The organism is Halosaccharopolyspora lacisalsi, from assembly GCF_014137975.1.
Lineage (GTDB): Bacteria > Actinomycetota > Actinomycetes > Mycobacteriales > Pseudonocardiaceae > Halosaccharopolyspora > Halosaccharopolyspora lacisalsi.
Window position 1 is genome coordinate 942,237 of the sequence record NZ_JACGWZ010000001.1, and the last position, 17,245, is coordinate 959,481.

18 protein-coding genes are annotated in these 17,245 nt (G+C 70.8%); 10 read left to right on the forward strand and 8 right to left on the reverse strand.

The features are described from left to right. Positions 1-122 precede the first annotated feature (122 nt). From FHX42_RS04585 to FHX42_RS04595, 3 genes are all read left to right on the forward strand, one after another. On the forward strand, positions 123-1,181 hold the full coding sequence (locus FHX42_RS04585; RefSeq protein WP_328795899.1) for a DUF5685 family protein: 1,059 nt from the start codon (positions 123-125) through the stop codon (positions 1,179-1,181). Positions 1,182-1,328: 147 nt separating this feature from the next. Continuing rightward, positions 1,329-1,925 (forward strand): TetR/AcrR family transcriptional regulator, encoded by a 597-nt coding sequence (locus tag FHX42_RS04590; protein ID WP_182542878.1) that lies wholly within the window; start codon positions 1,329-1,331, stop codon positions 1,923-1,925. Between the two features lie 6 nt (positions 1,926-1,931). Further along, positions 1,932-4,124 (forward strand): MMPL family transporter, encoded by a 2,193-nt coding sequence (locus FHX42_RS04595; protein ID WP_182542879.1) that lies wholly within the window; start codon positions 1,932-1,934, stop codon positions 4,122-4,124. 155 nt (positions 4,125-4,279) lie between these two features. Here the strand turns inward: FHX42_RS04595 and FHX42_RS04600 are convergent, their stop codons facing one another. After that, positions 4,280-4,633: a VOC family protein gene (locus FHX42_RS04600; protein ID WP_182542880.1), complete on the reverse strand. Its 354-nt coding sequence runs from the start codon at positions 4,631-4,633 to the stop codon at positions 4,280-4,282. A 164-nt stretch (positions 4,634-4,797) separates the two neighbouring features. On the opposite strand from FHX42_RS04600, the gene FHX42_RS04605 reads away from it, so the two are divergent. Genes FHX42_RS04605 through rraA form a run of 3 tightly spaced genes read left to right on the forward strand, consistent with a single transcriptional unit; the run spans position 4,798 to position 6,808 of the window. Beyond that, positions 4,798-5,667, forward strand: a complete 870-nt coding sequence (locus FHX42_RS04605) for a metallophosphoesterase family protein (protein ID WP_182542881.1) — start codon at positions 4,798-4,800, stop codon at positions 5,665-5,667. Continuing rightward, a complete protein-coding gene (locus tag FHX42_RS04610) occupies positions 5,664-6,311 on the forward strand; it encodes a 4'-phosphopantetheinyl transferase family protein (protein ID WP_182542882.1) in 648 nt (215 codons plus the stop codon). The genes FHX42_RS04605 and FHX42_RS04610 overlap by 4 nt, the downstream gene beginning before the upstream one ends. 26 nt (positions 6,312-6,337) lie before the next feature. Further along, positions 6,338-6,808 (forward strand): ribonuclease E activity regulator RraA, encoded by a 471-nt coding sequence (gene rraA, locus FHX42_RS04615; protein WP_182543511.1) that lies wholly within the window; start codon positions 6,338-6,340, stop codon positions 6,806-6,808. Between the two features lie 95 nt (positions 6,809-6,903). On the opposite strand, the gene FHX42_RS04620 is transcribed toward rraA, so the two are convergent. Next, positions 6,904-7,707, reverse strand: coding sequence for a helix-turn-helix domain-containing protein (locus FHX42_RS04620; protein WP_182542883.1), 804 nt, complete (start codon positions 7,705-7,707; stop codon positions 6,904-6,906). 66 nt (positions 7,708-7,773) lie between these two features. Here FHX42_RS04620 and FHX42_RS04625 point away from each other — a divergent pair, with 66 nt between their 5' ends. The 3 genes from FHX42_RS04625 to FHX42_RS04635 all read left to right on the forward strand — a co-directional run bounded on the left by FHX42_RS04625 (position 7,774) and on the right by FHX42_RS04635 (position 10,102). Then, entirely contained in the window at positions 7,774-8,214 is a 441-nt protein-coding gene (locus FHX42_RS04625; protein ID WP_182542884.1) for a DUF3224 domain-containing protein, read from the forward strand. 164 nt (positions 8,215-8,378) lie between these two features. Further along, positions 8,379-9,212 carry an MBL fold metallo-hydrolase gene (locus FHX42_RS04630; protein ID WP_182542885.1) on the forward strand — a complete coding sequence of 278 codons (834 nt, stop codon included), beginning with the start codon at positions 8,379-8,381 and terminating at the stop codon, positions 9,210-9,212. A 71-nt stretch (positions 9,213-9,283) separates the two neighbouring features. Beyond that, positions 9,284-10,102: an arginase family protein gene (locus FHX42_RS04635; protein WP_328795900.1), complete on the forward strand. Its 819-nt coding sequence runs from the start codon at positions 9,284-9,286 to the stop codon at positions 10,100-10,102. Positions 10,103-10,199: 97 nt separating this feature from the next. Here FHX42_RS04635 and FHX42_RS27600 read toward each other — a convergent pair whose 3' ends face one another. Continuing rightward, a complete protein-coding gene (locus tag FHX42_RS27600) occupies positions 10,200-10,394 on the reverse strand; it encodes a ribbon-helix-helix protein, CopG family (RefSeq protein WP_407926204.1) in 195 nt (64 codons plus the stop codon). 311 nt (positions 10,395-10,705) lie between these two features. Further along, positions 10,706-11,200 carry a DUF3995 domain-containing protein gene (locus tag FHX42_RS04640; RefSeq protein WP_182542886.1) on the reverse strand — a complete coding sequence of 165 codons (495 nt, stop codon included), beginning with the start codon at positions 11,198-11,200 and terminating at the stop codon, positions 10,706-10,708. A 147-nt stretch (positions 11,201-11,347) separates the two neighbouring features. Between FHX42_RS04640 and FHX42_RS04645 the strand changes: the two genes are divergently transcribed. After that, positions 11,348-12,274 (forward strand): TIGR01777 family oxidoreductase, encoded by a 927-nt coding sequence (locus FHX42_RS04645; RefSeq protein WP_182542887.1) that lies wholly within the window; start codon positions 11,348-11,350, stop codon positions 12,272-12,274. A 58-nt stretch (positions 12,275-12,332) separates the two neighbouring features. On the opposite strand, the gene pgl is transcribed toward FHX42_RS04645, so the two are convergent. From pgl to FHX42_RS04665, 4 genes are read right to left on the reverse strand one after another with little or no spacing between them, the layout of a single operon-like run. Then, a complete protein-coding gene (gene pgl / locus FHX42_RS04650) occupies positions 12,333-13,088 on the reverse strand; it encodes a 6-phosphogluconolactonase (RefSeq protein ID WP_182542888.1) in 756 nt (251 codons plus the stop codon). After that, positions 13,085-14,074: a glucose-6-phosphate dehydrogenase assembly protein OpcA gene (opcA, locus tag FHX42_RS04655; RefSeq protein WP_182542889.1), complete on the reverse strand. Its 990-nt coding sequence runs from the start codon at positions 14,072-14,074 to the stop codon at positions 13,085-13,087. The genes pgl and opcA overlap by 4 nt, the downstream gene beginning before the upstream one ends. Then, positions 14,071-15,600 carry a glucose-6-phosphate dehydrogenase gene (zwf, locus tag FHX42_RS04660; RefSeq protein ID WP_182542890.1) on the reverse strand — a complete coding sequence of 510 codons (1,530 nt, stop codon included), beginning with the start codon at positions 15,598-15,600 and terminating at the stop codon, positions 14,071-14,073. The genes opcA and zwf overlap by 4 nt, the downstream gene beginning before the upstream one ends. Further along, the gene (locus FHX42_RS04665) at positions 15,597-17,240 is read right to left on the reverse strand and encodes a glucose-6-phosphate isomerase (protein ID WP_182542891.1); all 1,644 of its coding nucleotides are present in this window, start codon (positions 17,238-17,240) and stop codon (positions 15,597-15,599) included. Before FHX42_RS04665 ends, zwf begins: the two co-directional genes overlap by 4 nt. Positions 17,241-17,245: the final 5 nt, after the last annotated feature.

The following is a 17,245-nucleotide window of genomic DNA, read 5'->3' on the forward strand; positions in this document are numbered from 1 at the left end:
AGGAACTCGTCACCGTCCGGCGATCACTCGATCGAGCGAGATGAGCCCCCCTTGGGGTTCTCGTCGACTCCGGATCACCGAAAAAGGGAGACTCTTCTCTTCGTGTTCGGGATCATCCGCCCGTGTCGGCACCGGCTGTCCGAACGCCTGCACACCGACTGGTCGCTCACCTGTGCGGGCTGTTCCTGGCGCTGCGGAGCGAGCACGGCGAGGCCGCGCGCACCGCGACGAACTACGACGGGCTCGTGATCTCCGTGCTGGTCGAAGCGCAGTCGGGGGAGGTGGCGCCCCGACGCCGGGCCGGGCCGTGTCCGCTGCGCGGGATGCGCCGGGCCTCGGTCGTTCGGGGCGAGGGTGCGCGGCTGGCCGCCGCGGTGTCCCTGGTGCTGGCTTCGGTGAAGCTGCGCGACCACGCCGACGACGGCGACGGGGCGCTCCGTCACGCGGCCCTCGCGGAGCCGGCTCGCCGGACGGCAGCGCGCTGGGGCGAGCGGGGTGGGACCTCGGGTGCGCACGTCGGTTTCGACGCGGCGCTGCTCACGGAGGCGGCGGGACGGCAGCAGGGGGTCGAGGAGTCGCTGTCGCCGGGCGATTCGGTGCTGGTCGCCACCGAGCCGACCGGGCTCGCCACGAGCGCGGCGCCCGGGCACACCGCCGTGCTCGCCGAGCGTCCGGCGAACGCGGAACCGCTGGCCGAGGTGGGCCGGCTGTTCGGCCGCGCGGCGCACCTGCTCGACGCCGCCGAGGACCTGGCCGCCGACGCGGCGAACGGGTCCTGGAACCCGCTGGTCGCGACCGCCACCGATCCGGACGGGGCGCGGCGGCTCTGCGACGACGCGGTGCACGGGGTGCGGCTGGCGTTGCGCGAGGTCGAGTTCACCGACTCGAAGCTGGTGCACGCGTTGCTGGTGCACGAGTTGGAGCAGGCGGTGCGGCGCGCGTTCGGCCACGCGGTCGCCTCGAAGGACGGACAGGACGCTGCCGAAGCGGTCCCCTCAGGACGGAGAGGGCGGTGGGTGCTGGTCGCCGAAGTTCCGCGTCCCGTCGCGGAAGCGTCATGCCGCCGTGGGCTGCCTGCTCGTCCCCTGCATGTGCTGCAGCTGCCAGTTCTGCTGCCGGGACCCGTGTCCCGGGCCGCGCAGCGGAGAGCCGCACGGAGCGTTGTGCTCGGACTGCTGTGACTGTGACTGCTGCCAGTGTGGCCAGGCCTGCGAGTGCTGCAGCTGCGACTGCTGAGCGGGACTCGCTCCGGGGGGTGAGCGGAGTTACAAACCGATTCGGTCGCTTTACCAACCGAACTGGTCGGTAACTCTTGTAGGATCGGGGACGTGACGAGATCGTTCCGGGAACAGGTGGACGAACGGATCCTCGACCACGCGGCCGAGCTGTTCGCCCAGCACGGGTTCGCCCAGACATCGCTGAAGGCGCTGGCCGAGGCGGTCGGCCTGTCCAAGGCCGGCCTGCTGCATCACTATCCCAGCAAGGAAGCTATCCACGAGGCCGCGCTGGAGACGGGACGCGCGCAGGCTCGCCTGGTTTTCGACGACGTCGCCGACCTGCCGTCCGGTCCTCGGCGGGATCGGCGCGCGCTGGAACTGCTGACCGACGTCGCCCTGGACAGGCCCGGCTTGGTGGCGCTGGCGTTCCAGCCGATCACGGCACCGGCCGACCACCCCGCGGTGCTCGACGGCGCGGACATGCTCATCCACGAGATCTTCGTCCTCGATCCGGAGGAGGGGCACTGCTCGGAACGACTCGTCCGGGTGGTCGGCGCGCTGAGCGCCCTGGCCGTGCTCACCCTGGCCGCCAACCGCGAGGGGAACAAGACCACGTGGCGGCCCCGGATCATCACCACCTGCTTCGACGCGCTCGGCCACGCCGGCGCCGAGGCTTCTTCGTACGGTTCCGACCCGCTGGAGGACTGACTTCGCATGGCACGTCTGTTATACCGGCTGGGAGCCGGTGCCCAACGGCACCGGTTACTCGTCGTCCTGGTGTGGTTGGTGGCCCTCGCCGGCGCGGGCTTGGGCGCGGCGACCCTCTCCGGTCCCACCTCGGACAGCTTCTCCATCCCGGGTCAGGAGTCCTCCATCGCCCGGGACAAGCTCCAGAAGGAGTTCGACTCGGGTGGTGGCGCCACCGCCAAGGTGGTGATGAAAGCCCCGGACGGGCAGCAGCTGACCGCTCCCGCCAACGCCGCCGAGGTCAAGAGCCTGGTCTCCGAACTGGGCGAACAGCCCGGAGTCACCACGGCCAGCGACCCGCTGAACCCGGGAGCGCCGACGGTCAGTCCCGACCGGACCACGGCCTACAGCACGGTCACCTACGGCTCCGCCGCCGGTGAGATCACCAGCGACCAGCGCAGCGCCCTGCTCGGCACCGTCGAGCGGGCCGACGACGGCGCGTTCACCGTCGCGGTGAGCGGCCAGGCCACGATGGCCACCCCCTCCGTCGGCGGTCCGATGGAGGCGATCGGCGTCATCGTCGCCCTGGTGATCCTCGCCATGACCTACGGTTCGCTGGTCGCGGCGGGCATGAACCTGATCACCGCCGGAGTGGGCGTGGGCATCGGTGCGCTGGGCGTCAGCATCGCCACCGGCTTCATGGAGCTGCAGTCCACCACCTCCATCCTGGCCACGATGCTGGGCCTGGCGGTCGGCATCGACTACGCCCTGTTCATCATCAACCGGCACCGCCAGGAGCTCCGGCGCGGCACGGACGTCGAGACCTCCGTGGCCACCGCCGTGGGCACCGCGGGTTCGGCGGTGGTGACGGCGGGCATCACCGTGTTCATCGCCCTGGCCGGGCTCTCGGTCGTGGGCATCCCCTTCCTCACCCAGATGGGGATCGCGGCGGCGGCGACCATCGTCGTGGCCGTGCTCGTGGCCATCACCCTGGTCCCGGCCGTGCTCGGTTACCTCGGTCGCCGCGTGCTGCCCCGCAAGCAGCGCGATGCCCCGGTCGAGGCCGACTCCCAGCGCGAGCGGGGCTTCTACCAGGGGTGGATCGGTGTGATCACCCGCCGCCGAGTGCCGGTGCTGCTGATCGCGCTCGTCGCGCTCGGTGTCGTGGCGGTCCCCGCCGCCTCCATGCAGACCACGCTGGTCCAAACCCCCGGCGAGGGCACCACCCAGGCGAAGGCGCAACAGCTGCTCGCCGACGGTTTCGGCCCGGGGGTAAACGGTCCGCTCGTGGCCCTCTTCGAGGGCAGTGACGCTCCGCAAACCGCGCAGCGGGCCGGTGGCGCCATCGCCGAGCTCGACGACGTCGCCACCGTCACGCCCCCCGTGCCCAACGCGAGCGGTGACGCCGCCATGCTCACCGTGATCCCGGAGTCCGGTCCCGCCAGTCGGGCCACCGAGCAGCTCGTCGGCGACCTGCGCTCCGAACTGGACGGCGTCGCCGGTGCGGAGAGCTACGTGACCGGAACCACGGCCGTCAGCGTCGACGTCGCCCAGGCCCTGGACAGCGCGCTGCCGGTCTACCTCGTCCTGGTCGTGGGGTTGGCGCTGGTCCTGCTCGTGCTGGTCTTCCGCTCCATCCCGGTGCCGCTGGTCGGCGTGCTCGGCTTCCTGCTGACCCTGGGAGCCGCGCTCGGCGCGACCGTGGCGGTGTTCCAGTGGGGCTGGCTGAGCGGGGCGGTCAGTCTCGACAGCACCGGACCGCTGATCAGCCTCACCCCGATCCTGATGATCGGCATCCTGTTCGGCCTCGCGATGGACTACCAGGTCTTCCTGGTCTCCCGCATGCACGAGGCCCATCACCGGGGCCACGCGTCCCGCGAGGCGATCGTCACCGGCTTCCGCCAGGCCGCCCCGGTCGTCGTCGCAGCGGCGCTGATCATGTTCTCCGTGTTCGCCGGGTTCGTTCCCGCGGGCAACGCCACCATCAAGTCCATCGCCTTCGCGCTGGCGATCGGCATCCTGGTGGACGCCTTCGTGGTGCGCATGGTTCTCGTCCCGGCCACCCTGGCGCTGCTCGGTGAGCGGGCGTGGTGGCTGCCCCGCTGGCTGCGCTGGTTGCCCGTCCTCGACGTGGAGGGCACCGCGCTCACCGACGGCGACGGAACGCGCGGCGAAACGCGGTCCGACGAGGAGCGGACCCGTGTCGACGTGAATCCGTGAGCGAACCGGGGCCCGGCACCGAAACGCCTTCGGCGCCGGGCCCCGGCGACGGTTCGGGGCGAACGCGTCGCTCTGGCGGCGTGGTTGCCAAAACGACGCGTTCACCACGGCGCTGCGGCCCGCCCGGTCGGACACCGCTGCCGGAGAACGTCGCTTCAGTACCGGACGCGGAAGTTGCCGATGAAGGTGACCTCGTTGCCGTCGGGGTCGGTGATGGTCGACAGCCGCACGTCCTTGGTGGCCGCCCGGATCGCTCCGGCCTCCACGCCCCGCTCCGCGAGGTCGGCGACGTGCCGGTCCAGGTCGTCCACGGCGAGGTTCAGCAGTCCGAGACCGGCGCGCTCCTCGTCGCGGAACACCTGGACCCAGCCGCTGCCGGTGACCTGCCACTCGGCCAGGTCCTCCATCGGGCGGTTGTCGGCCGGGCGTCCGAGCAGTCGTTCGTACCAGGCGCGTGCCGCCTCGAAGTCGGCCACCGGCACGACGGCGAGAACGTGATCGACGGACATGCTGAGCTCCTCGCGTTGTCTGCTCCGCGGTTCCGCGGCTTCGCGGCCCGACGGTCCCGGGGTGGACCGGACGGTTCTCGCCGAAACCACCCGAACCGGCGGGGGAGCGCGGTGTCGGGTACGTCATAGCCGCACCTCGGGTACCGCCCGGTAGGGTCTGACGCATGTCGGCACCGTCCCTGCTGGCCACCAGCGACCTGCACGTCTCGCATCGAGGCAACCAAGCCGTCCTGGACCGGATCCGGCCGCGCGCCGACGGGGACTGGCTGATCGTCGCGGGCGACGTCGCCGAGAAGGTCGACACGATCGAGTGGGCGTTGCGCACGCTGCGCGACCGTTTCGAGCAGGTCCTCTGGGTCCCGGGCAACCACGAGCTGTGGACCACGGCCGACGACGAGGTCACGTTGCGGGGAGCGCACCGCTACGACCACCTGGTCGAGCTCTGCCGGGGGCTGGGCGTGCTCACGCCGGAGGACCCGTACCCGGTGTGGGAGACCGACACGGAGTCACTCGTGGTCGCTCCGCTGTTCCTGCTCTACGATTACAGCTTCCGGCCCACCGGGACCACGCTGCAGCAGGCAGTGGACCACGCCTACGACACGCACGTGGTCTGCACCGACGAGGTGCTGCTGCACCCCGACCCGCACGAGGACCGCCGAAGCTGGTGCCGACAGCGGGTCGAGGCGACCCTGCCCCGGCTCGAGGCGATCCCCGAGGACGCCTCGACGGTGCTGATCTCGCACTGGCCGCTGCGCCACGAGCCGACGCTGCGGCTGCGGTACCCGCAGTTCGCGATCTGGTGCGGCACCGAGCTGACCTCGGACTGGCACCGGCGGTTCCGCGCGGTCGCCGAAGTCCACGGGCACCTGCACATCCCGGTGACCGACCACGTCGACGGCGTCCCGTTCGAGGACGTCTCGCTCGGCTACCCGCGAGAGTGGAAGCGATACACCACCGATCCCGATCCCGTGCACAGCATCGTGCCACCGGCCCCGGAGCGCACCTTCGAGGAACTGGTGAGGGCACACCAGTGATCGAACGCATCCTCACCGACGGGGTCGCCGCGGCCGAGGTGCTGGGCGACGACCCGAGCGCGAGCCTGCTGCCCGACGAGGAACAGCTGGTCGCCAAGGCCGTCGAGAAACGCCGCCGCGAGGTCACCATCGCGCGCACCTGCGCGCGGCGCGCCCTCACCGAGCTCGGCAGGTCGTGGACCGCCATCCTCAGCGGACCGAAGCGGGAACCGCTGTGGCCGGAGGGCATCGTCGGCAGCATCACCCACTGCAAGGACTACTGCGCCGCCGCCGTGGCCGAGCACGACAAGGTGCTGACGGTGGGCATCGACGCCGAGCCCGCCGGTGCGTTGCCCACCGGTGTGCTCGACCAGGTCAGCTCGGCCGGGGAGCGCGACCTGCTGCGGGAGCTACCGGGTGACGAGACCTGGGACCGGTTGTTGTTCAGCGCCAAGGAAAGCGTCTACAAGGCGTGGTTTCCGCTGACCGGGCGCTGGCTGGGTTTCGAGGACGCCTTCATCACCATCGACGCCGAGAGCCGGAGCTTCCGGGCCGATCTGCTCGTCGACCCGCCGACGGTCTCGGGAGTGGCGCTGAACGGCTTCGACGGGTGGTTCCTGTTCGAGCGGGGACTCGTGATCTCCGCGATCAGCGTTCCGGTGTGAGGGTCGACGACGCCAAGGAGGAGACGATGGACATGCTGACCACCGACGTCGCGGACCGCGACGGTGCCGAGGTGCGCAGTTGTGACGTGCAGTTCCGCCAGTACGGTGGGCGCGCGGTGTTTTCCGGCCGCATCCGTACCGTCCGCTGCTTCCAGGACAACGCGCTGCTCAAGAAGGTGCTCTCCGAACCGGGGGAGGGGCAGGTCCTGGTCATCGACGGCCACGGCTCCGTGCACACGGCGCTGATGGGTGATCTCATCGCCGAGCTGGGGCGCTCGAACGGCTGGAGCGGTGCGGTGATCAACGGCGCAGTGCGGGATTCGGCGGTGATCGCCCGGATGGACTTCGGGGTCAAGGCCCTGGGCACCAACCCGCGCAAGAGCTCCAAGGGCGGTGAGGGCGAGCTGGACGTGGTCGTCGAGCTCGGCGGGGTCCGGTTCGTGCCGGGCCAGTACCTGATCAGCGACGACGACGGCATCGTCGTGACCGACGAGTGACGAGGGGTGCGCCGGTTCGGTGGGGGGTCCGACGAGGACCTTCCCACCGGAAGGGCCGCCCACGGGGAGTCGGAAGACGCGGTGCGACCCGGTGATCACCCCGAGGTGGCGGGGTCGCGCCGGTACGTCGCGGGGGGAGTGCCGACCACCCGGGCGAACGAACGGGTCAGGTGGGCCTGGTCGCTGAAGCCGAGCTCGTGGGCCAGCGCGGACCAGTCGACCGGCGCCCCGGAGTGGGCGGCGGCAGTGGCGTCGAGGAGGCGGAATCGCCGGATCACCCACTTCGGACCGATCCCGACGTATTCGGTGAACAGTCGTTGCAGCCCGCGCAGGCTCAGCCCGGCGTGGGCGGCGAGCTGTTCCGCGCGGACGATGTCGACACGCTGTTCGGCCTCGCCGACCAGGGCCGTCGCCTCGCGGCCGGCCGGGTCAGACTCGGGGAACGTGGCGAGCAGGTACTGCTCGAAGGCCCCGATCATCTCGGTGAGCCGTGTGTCGCCGAGGATCCGCGTGGCCGCCGGGCGGTCGTCGATGCCGAAGACGTCACGTCCCGGGTGAACCTCCCCCGAGATCGTGCCGACGCTTCCTTTCAGCAGCGGACGAAAACCGCCGGGGTGGAAGGCGGCGCCGAGTACGCGGCCGACGCCGCTCAGGGTCCGGAGGAACGGCTCCCGGGAGACACCGTGGACGAACAGCCGCCCGTCCTCGGCGGCGACGTGCACCCGTGGTTGCGGGATGACTCGCTGCTGGTGCCGCTCCGGAACCCGCCACCGCACGATCCAGTAGTAGTCGACGAATTCCGCGAGGGAGGGCGTGGGAGCGACGCGTTCGACGTCGAGGACCTGCCGCCCCGCCTCCGGGCGCACGATCGCCTCCGGGCATCCGTGCGGAACCGACATGCTCCCCAGCGTAGCTGTCGCGTTTGTTCAAGAGCGGCCGACGCGGGCCGGACTAGTGTTCGACGCATGAGCTACTCGTACCGGGCAACCTGCAAGTTCACCCTCGTCTCCTGGGCCGAGAGCCTCGTCGCCGACATCGACGGTGCGGGGACGACGGCCGGTGACGCCTACTACCCCGACCGGGGCGTGACCCGGGCCGAGGCCGGCTACTCCTACGGAGGGGACATCCGGGGAACCGGCGCACTGGTGTATCTCATCGCCTACAAGGCCGGTGCCGCACCCGTGCTCGGTCTGGAGCGTTTCGAGGGTTCGATCGGCGTCCACGAGGGAAGCTGCGTGTTCCGGCACGTCGGCAGCCAGGACGAGGGGTCGGTCTCGGCGCGCGTCGAGGTGGTGCCCGGCATGGGCACCGGAGACCTGGCCGACCTCCGTGGCGAGGCGGAGCTGTCCGTCGCCGGGCACAGCGAGGACGGCTACGAGCTGGTGCTGTCCTACGACTTCGGTTGAGCGGTGGACCGCCGTCTCAAAGGGTGAACGGACCGTTTTGGCATTCTCACCGCCAGAACGGTCCGTTCACCACGACTCTGGGGCCTCTCCAGCCGAACGACCCGGCGAGAGAACATCAGTGGGTAGAGTTCGGGTGTCCCCGAGCGACGAGGAGCCGTGCGCCGATGCGTGTCCACCACCTCAACTGCGCGACGATGCGCCCGTTCGGTGGTCGGTTGCTCGACGGGGCGGGCGGTGGGGTACTGCGCCGTGCCGAGATGGTCTGCCACTGCCTGCTCGTCGAGACCGACCGGGGACTGGTGCTCGTCGACACCGGGTTCGGCCTGTCCGACATCGCCCCCGCGAGCTCCTCGGTGCCGTGGACCTTCCGGATGCTCGTCAGACCGGAACTGGACAGCGAGGAGACCGCCCTGCGGCAGGTGCTTCGTCTCGGCTACGACCCGACCGACGTGCGCCACGTCGTGCTGACCCACCTCGACGCCGACCACGCCGGCGGACTCCCCGACTTCCCGTGGGCGAAGGTGCACGTCCACGGTCCGGAGCTGCGCGCGGCGACCGCGAAGTCCGCTCCCCGGCGATACCGTTCGGCGCACTGGGCGCACGGTCCCGACTGGGTCGACTACGACGAGCTCTCCGGGCAGAGCTGGTTCGGTTTCGACGCCGTCCGGCAGCTGCAGGGGCTTCCCGAGGAGATCCTGCTCGTCCCCCTGTACGGCCACACCTCGGGCCACGTCGGCGTCGCGATCGACACCGGTGCGGGCTGGTTGCTGCACGCCGGTGACGCGTACTTCTTCCACGAGCAGCTGGCGCCGTCCCCGGACTGCCCGCCGCTGCTGCGAGCCTTCCAGCGACACGTGGACACGGCTCGTACCCTGCGGATGAACAACCAGCGGCGGCTGCGCCAGCTCGCTCGGGAGCGCCCCGAGGAGATCACGCCGTTCTGCGCTCACGACTCCGTCGAGCTGGACAGGTTCCCGGGTTCCGCGGAAACCGCTTGATCAAAGCCCTCCGCTCGTCGAGACTCTCGAGGGCTCAGACGGGGCAGTGCTCGAAGAGCGGAGGAGTGGGAGTGGATCGGACGCTGACGGTGTTCCGGGGCCGTGCGGGTGACCACAACGACCGGGCGATGCGGGGTTCCGATCTCGTCGGTGCCGAGCTGGCTCGACAGCTGGACCTGACCGCGACCCACGTCGGAGTGCCGGAACCGGCGCTGAACGCCGACTGGGAGACGGAGCTGGCGGCCGCGCTGCCGACCCTGCGGGCCATGTCCGCCGCCTACGAGCGGGCGTTCGACGAGGGAGCGACTCCCGTGGCCGCTCTGACCAGGTGCACTGTCGCGCTGGCCACCCTGCCGGTGGTCGCGCGGTACCGCCCGGACGCCTGCGTCGTGTGGTTCGACGCGCACGCGGACCTCAACGTTCCGCGAGGCAGTCCCACCGGTTATCTCGGCGGCATGGCCGTGTCGGGAGCGGTGGGCATGTGGGACTCCGGCCTCGGCGGTGACCTCGCGACCACCAACATCGTGCTCGGCGGCGTCCGCGACATCGATCCGCCCGAACAACGGCTCATCGACGAGGGCACCGTGCGCGCGGTGGGCGTCGGCCCCGAGCTCGCCTCCCGGCTCCGTGAAGCCGTCGCCGGGCGGCCGGTCCACTTCCACATCGACTGCGACGTGCTCGAACCGGACACCGTTCCCACGGACCACCGCGTGCCCGGCGGCATGACCCTCGACGACCTGCGCGCGGTCTCCGGAGTGGTGGCCGAGCACGAGGTCGTCGGAGTCGAGATCGCGGAGTTCGAGGACGCGTGGTCCGCCGACGGTGCTCGGGCAGACCCCGCCGAGCTGATCGCAGCGATGCGTCCGGTGCTCGACGCGGCGGGCGGTTGATTCCGGACAAGAAGGCCACTCGCGGGAACTGTGGCGAATTCCGGTTTCTGACAGCTCACCGCGGCACCGTGTCGCGCCGAGGTCGGACGACTGCCGTCTAGGTGCGGTGGATTTCCTCACGCGGGATGCGGCGGTCTATCTCCTCGACTTCGGCCTTGCTCGCTGATTCGGTGCGGTATTCGTGTGCTGCCTGTCGCAGCAGTCGTCGCACCAGGGCCGACATCGGTATGTGCTCGGCGGCCGCCTGTTGACGTAGCTGGGCGTCGAGTTGCCCGTCGATGCGCAGGTGCAGTGGTACGTCGAGGGTGGCGGCGTTCTCGGCGGATTCGGCCTCAGCGGTCTCGCGGCCTCTTCCTGAGCGACTTAGTCACGCATCGCGGCGTGCCTGGCGCGGCGAGCGGCCGGGCGTCATCGTGGTGGTTCGTCGTGATCCGGCCTCGTTGCCTTCGAAATAGTCACGTGAGTCGGCTCCGCGCATCTTCCACTTGCGACACCGGAGAAGTACGTTGGATCGACGATGACGGTGAGGGCGGATTCGGCTCCCGATGAGCAACCGATAATACTGTGCTACAAGATCACCATCGCCGTGACCGCCTCCGGGCGTCACGGCCGCCGCGGCGAGGTGGTCTCCTCCGACGGCCTCCGGCGGTAGTGCGCGGCCATTCCCAGGAAGAGGAGAGCGCCGAGGACGAAGTACGGCTCGATGACCAGCAGGATCAGGGGTGTCCGGTTGTCGAGGGCCGCACTCGCCAGGTCGGCCACGATCACGATCATTCCCAGTCCGCCACGCAGGAGCAGGGCGACGCCGGCCAGGGTCGCGGCGAACACCAGCCAGCGGCGCAGCAGGAAACCGCCCCAGTCGCCGGCCAGGACCAGCGCCACCACGACCCCGCAGACCGCCAGCACGACGATGACCAGGTTGTAGACGAAGAACCAGAGCTGGTCGAACGCGGCGTCGGCCGCGGTGGTTCGCGTTCCCAGCCCGGTCCGGCCGCCCGCCGCCCAGTAGATGTGCGGTACCGCGAACACCAGCGACCACGCGCCGACCGCGACGCACCAGGCGACTCCGGGCCACCGTGCGGTCCTGCCCGACGCCATGACGCCGAGAGTACGTCACCTGCCCCGGGCCGTCGCGGCGAACGCGGCCGTGGGATCGCTCGTCGGGGAAGTCCGCGGGCTGCCGTCCACCAGCGGTGATCGGATAGGTTCTCCACGGCGGACGTGCCGGAGGCGAGGGGAGTGGTCGTGCGCAAACTGGTGCTGGCAGGTGGTTCGGGTGCCCTGGGACGCCGCATCGCCGAGGACTTCGCCGGGCGTGGCCACGAGGTGGTGATCCTGACCCGGTCGCCGAACCCGGAGCTGGGGTACCGGCAGCTGCGCTGGGACGGCGAGACCGTGGGGGAGTGGGCGCGGGAACTGTCCGGGGCGGTCCTGGTCAACCTGGCCGGTGAACTGGTCGACCGTCCGCCGACGCGGGCGAACGTCGACCTGCTGACCACCTCGCGCACCCGCCCGACCGAGGCCCTGCGCGCGGCCGCGACGACGCTGCCGGAGCCACCGGCGGTATGGATCCAGTCCAGCACCGCCGCGATCTACGGTGACCGCGGTGAGGAACCGTTGAGCGAGGAGTCGCCGCTCGGCGACGGCCCACCTCAGATGACCGACGTGGCCGGGGCGTGGGAGGCGGCGGCCGAGGGCGCGCCCGCTGCTCGCCGGGTGACCCTCCGCGCCGGAGTGGTCCTGGACCGCGACACGCCGGCGCTGAATCGGCTGGTCGGGCTGACCCGTTGGGGTCTGGGCGGTCGAGTCGGATCCGGGCGGCAGTGGGTGAGTTGGCTGCACATAGCGGACTACCTCGCCGTCGTGCGCCACGCGGTGGAAACGGAGCTGGACGGCGTGGTCAACGCGACCGGCCCGGAACCGGTGCGCAACGCGGAACTGATGGCGGCACTGCGGCAGCGGCTGGGGAGGCCGCCGGCACCGCCGACGCCCGCCTTCCTGGTTCGGATGGGAGCGCCGTTGCTGCGTACCGACCCCGCGCTGGCGCTGCTCGGACGCAGGTGCCTGCCTCGCAGACTGCTCGACTCGAGGTTCGAGTTCCGGTACCCGCACCTCGGCGGTGCTCTGTCCGACCTCCTGTCGCCCCCGGCGAGCGGTTCCGCCGGGTGGTGACGCGGTTTCGCGCGAAATCGGGAAAGCCCGGTTTCGCGCGAAACCGTTCCACCCCGCGTCAGGTGACCTGGGAGGCCGCCTCGCGGTCCAACAACCACAACGTGCGCTCGCGTCCGCGCACACCCGCTGCCGGGACCTCGGCCGGGCTCGTCCCGGCCAGCGCCGACGTGACGGCCTCGGCCTTGGCCTCGCCCGTGGTCATCATCCAGGCCTCGCGGGCGTTGCGGAGCGCGGGCAGGGTCAGCGAGATCCGCGTGGGCGGTGGCTTCGGGCAGTCGTGCACCCCCACCACCGTCCGGCTCGTCTCGTGCACGTACGGCGTCTCCGGGAACAGCGACGCCGTGTGCCCCTCGCCCCCGACGCCCAGCATGAGCACGTCGAAGTCGGGCACCGGCATCTCGGCGGCCGGACCGGCGATGGTGGCCAGCACCTGCGCGTAGTGCGCGGCCGCCTCGTCGGCGTCGTCGCCGAACCTGCCGTCCGAGGGGGCCATCGGATGCACCCGCTGCGGATCGACGTCGACGTGGTCGAGCAGCGCCTTGCGCGCCTGCGTCTCGTTGCGCTCCGGGTCACCGGCGGGCAGGAACCGCTCGTCGCCCCAGAACACGTTCACGTTCGCCCAGTCCACCGCGTCGCGGGCGGGGGAGAGCCGCACCTGTTCCAGCACACCGACGCCGGTTCCGCCACCCGTCAACACCACGGAGGCCACTCCACGGGACGACTGCACGTCGGCCACCGTGGTGATCAGGCGCGCCGCGGCGGCGGCCGTCAGCGCTTCGGCGCCGGAATGAACGAGGACGTCGGTGCGGCTCATGAGAACTCCTCGGCCTGTTCGGAATGCGGTGCGATTCCCGCGGAGGCCGCCGCCGAGGTCGGGTCCTCGCCCCGCACGATCTCGGGTAGTCCCCGCAGCGTGGCCTCGTAGATCTCGTCAGCGTCGAGCCTGCGCAGCTCCTCGGCCAGACAGTCGCGGACCTCCCTGCGCTGCAGCGCCACCCGGCGTTCGGGCTGTCCGGGCTGGGTCAGGGTCCCGGTCTTGCCGTCCGGACGCACGATCTCCACGTTGCCGGAGGGACGCTCCAGCACCGCCGAGACGATGCCCGGCCCCCGGGGGTGATCCAGTCGGTGCACCGGGATCTGCAGGTACGCCGCCAGCCAGCCCGCCAGCAGGTCGGTCGAGGGCGAGTCGCTCTCGCCGGTCACCGTCGCCCCGGTGACCCGTTCGAACGGCGGCTGGTCCAGGGCCGCCGCCAGCAGCGCCCGCCACGAGGTCAACCGCGTCCACGCGAGATCGGTGTCGCCGTCGACGTAGGAGCGCACCCGGGTCTGCAGCGCCTCGATGGGATCCGGCTCGGCGGCGGCATCGGTGATCCGGCGGTGGCCCAGCGCCCCGATCGGATCGTGGGCCGGGTGCGCCGGGGCGTCGGTGGGCCACCACACCACGATGGGCGCATCCGGCAGCAGCAGCGGCACCACCGAGGCCGCGCCCTCGTCGGCCAGCGGTCCGTACAGCCGCAGCACGAGCACCTCGGAGGCCCCGGCGTCGCCGCCGATGCGGATCTGGGCGTCCAGCCGGGCCGCTGCCTGCCTGGCCCCGCGCGCCACCACGATCACTCGCGCGGGGTGCTCGCGACTGGCGTCGTTGGCCGCCTGGATCGCCTGTTCGGGTTCGGTCCCGTCACCGGTGACGATGACCATGGTCAGCACCCTGCCGAGTGCGACGGCACCACCGGACTCGCGCAGCTCGACCATCTTCTTGTTGACCTGCGAGGTCGTGGTTGAGGGCAGATCGACGATCAAGGCCGCCTCCAAGCGCGTCCGCTGCGGGCAAGCATCGTCTCCGCCGACGACGGCCCCCATGTTCCTGCCTTGTACTGCTCGGGCTTGCCGTGCTCGGCCCAGTGGTCCAGTACCTGGTCCAGGATCTTCCAGGACAGCTCGACTTCCTCGTTGACCGGGAACAACGACGGCTCGCCGAGCAGCACGTCCAGCAGCAGCCGTTCGTAGGCCTCCGGGGAGGACTCGGTGAAGGAGTGACCGTAGCCGAAGTCCATGGTCACGTCGCGCACCTCCATCGAGGTGCCCGGTACCTTCGAGCCGAAGCGCATCGTCACGCCCTCGTCCGGTTGCACCCGGATGACCAGCGCGTTCTGGCCCAGCTCCTCGGTCATGGTGTCGTCGAAGGGCAGGTGCGGCGCGCGCTTGAACACCACCGCGATCTCGGTGACCCGGCGCCCCAGCCGCTTGCCGGTGCGCAGGTAGAACGGCACGCCCGCCCAGCGCCTGCTCTCGACCTCCAGGGTGATGGCGGCGAAGGTCTCGGTGGTGGAGTCGGAGGCGAAACCACCCTCCTCGTGCAGCCCCGGCACCTTCTGACCGCCCTGCCAGCCACCGGTGTACTGCCCGCGCGCGGTGGTCTCGGAGAACGGGCCGACCGGCTTGGTGGCCGAGAGCACCTTGCTCTTCTCCGCGCGCAGGTGGCTCGGGGAGAACGACAGCGGCTCCTCCATCGCGGTCAGCGCCATCAGCTGCAGCAGGTGGTTCTGGATCACGTCGCGGGCCGCGCCGATGCCGTCGTAGTAGCCTGCGCGCCCGCCCAGCCCGATGTCCTCGGACATGGTGATCTGCACGTGGTCGACGTAGTGCGCGCTCCACAGCGGCTCGAACATCTGGTTGGCGAAGCGCAGCGCCAGGATGTTCTGCACGGTCTCCTTGCCGAGGTAGTGATCGATGCGGAACACCGAGTCCTCGGGGAAGACCTCGTTGACGATCCGGTTGAGCTCCTGGGCGCTTTCCAGGTCGTGACCGAAGGGCTTCTCGATCACCACGCGGCGCCACGTGTCCTCGGACTGATCGGCCAGTCCGGAGCGCGACAGCTGGGTCAGCACCGTGGGGAACATCGACGGGGGGACCGACAGGTAGAAGGCGTGGTTACCACCGGTGCCGCGCTCGGCGTCGAGCTGCTTGACCGTCTCGGCCAGTCGGTCGAAGGCGTCCGGGTCGTCGAAGCTGCCGGAGACGAAGCGGATCCCCTCGGCCAGCCGGTCCCAGACCTGCTGGCGGAAGGGCGTGCGCGCGTTCTCCTTGACCGCGTCGTAGACGATCTGACCGAAGTCCTGGTCCTCCCAGTCCCGCCGGGCGAACCCGGTCAGGGCGAAACCCGGGGGCAGCAGCCCCCGGTTGGCCAGGTCGTAGATCGCCGGCATCAGCTTCTTGCGGGACAGGTCCCCGGTCACGCCGAAGATCGTCAACCCGCACGGGCCGGCGATGCGGGGCAGCCGTTTGTCCCGCGGATCGCGTAGCGGATTCTCTTCTGCCGAAGTCACGTCCTGTCCTCCCCTGAAGACGTGGGTGCACGCAGATCCTGGACCGCTTTGACCAGCTCCACCAGTCCGGTGGTCCGGTCGGTCAGGTGCAGGCGCAGCACCGGACGGTTGTGCTGGGCGAGCACGTCGCCGTCTCCGAGCGCCTGGGCGCGCTGCAACCCCGCCAGCGTGTAGGACTGGCCGGGAACCTCCAGCTCGGTCTCGGGAGCACCGGTGATCTGCAGGAAGGCGCCGTTCTGGTGTCCACCCTTGTGGTACTGGCCCGTGGAGTGCAGGAAACGCGGGCCCCAGCCGAAGGTGGTCTGCAAACCGCTGCGCCGCGCCAGTTCCGGGCGCAGCACCGCGGTGGAGGCGTCCTCCAGCCGGTCCAGGTAGGCCTGGACGGCGATGTAGCCGGATTCCGGCGTCGCCCTGATCAGCGCACGCAGCGCGTCGGCGACGGTGGCGGTTCCGGGCGAGAACCAGTCGCCGGAGGGGTGCACCTCGATCGCGCCGTCGACCAGCGTGGGAGTGGCCACCGGGCCGCCGGCGGGATCCAGCAGCGCCCGCGCGGCCTTCTTGGCGGCCTCGACGTCGGGCTGGTCGAACGGGTTGATGCCCAGCAGCCGACCGGCCAGGGCGGTGGCGAACTCCCAGAGCAGGAACAGCCCACCGAGCGAACCGTCGGTGCCGAGCTGGGCGGCGCCTTCCGGCGGGCCCACGGCCACGGTGGTGGCGTCGGAACCGGCCGTGGAGAAACCGGGTGCCCCCGCGTTCTCCACGACCACCGGCAGCAGGCCGGTGCCGTTCTTGCCGGTGGACTCGGCGATGAGCTGCTCGACCCAGTCACCGAAGCCGACGGTCTCCGAACCGGTGTCGGCGAAGACGACCTTCTCGGCTCCCCGCTCGTGCGCGGTCGCCAACGTGGCGGCCACCCGCACCGCGGGGTTGTCCTCGGAGTCGGCGCTGACCCGCCCGAACACGCTCGCCGCGTCGTCGAGCACGGTGGCGATGTCGACGCCGGCCAACCCCGCGGGCACCAGCCCGAAGGCGGTCAGCGCCGAGTAGCGTCCCCCCACGTTGGGGTCGGCGGTGAACACCCGGCGGTAGCCGGCCTCCCGCCCCACCGTCTCCATCGGCGAACCGGGGTCGGTGACCACGACGATGCGCGAAGCTGGATCGATTCCTTCGTCGGAGAAGGCCTTCTCGAAGATGCGGCGGTGGGTGTCGGTCTCCACGGTGGTACCGGACTTCGAGGAGATCACCAGCACGGTGCGCTCCAGGTCACCGCCCAGTGCCTCGGTGACCTGGCCCGGGTCGGTGGTGTCCAGCACGATCAGCGACACACCGGCGGTGGCGGCCATGACCTCGGGGGCCAGCGAGGAGCCGCCCATGCCGGCGAGCACGATCCGGTCCAGGCCCTCGCCGTGCAGCTCGGCCCGCAGCGCGTCGATCTCGGCGGGCAGCGCGCGGGAGGTCTCGTGGAGGGTGGTCCAGGACAGTCGTACGGAGGCCTCGTCAGTGGCCTCCGGTCCCCACAGGGTGGGCTCACCGGCCGCGAGCTGACCGGGGACCCCCTCGGTGACCAGCCGGTGCATCAGCGGCTGGGACTCGGCCGCCAGCCTGTCGTCGGTGATCACGACGGACGTTTCGGTTGCCATGTGCT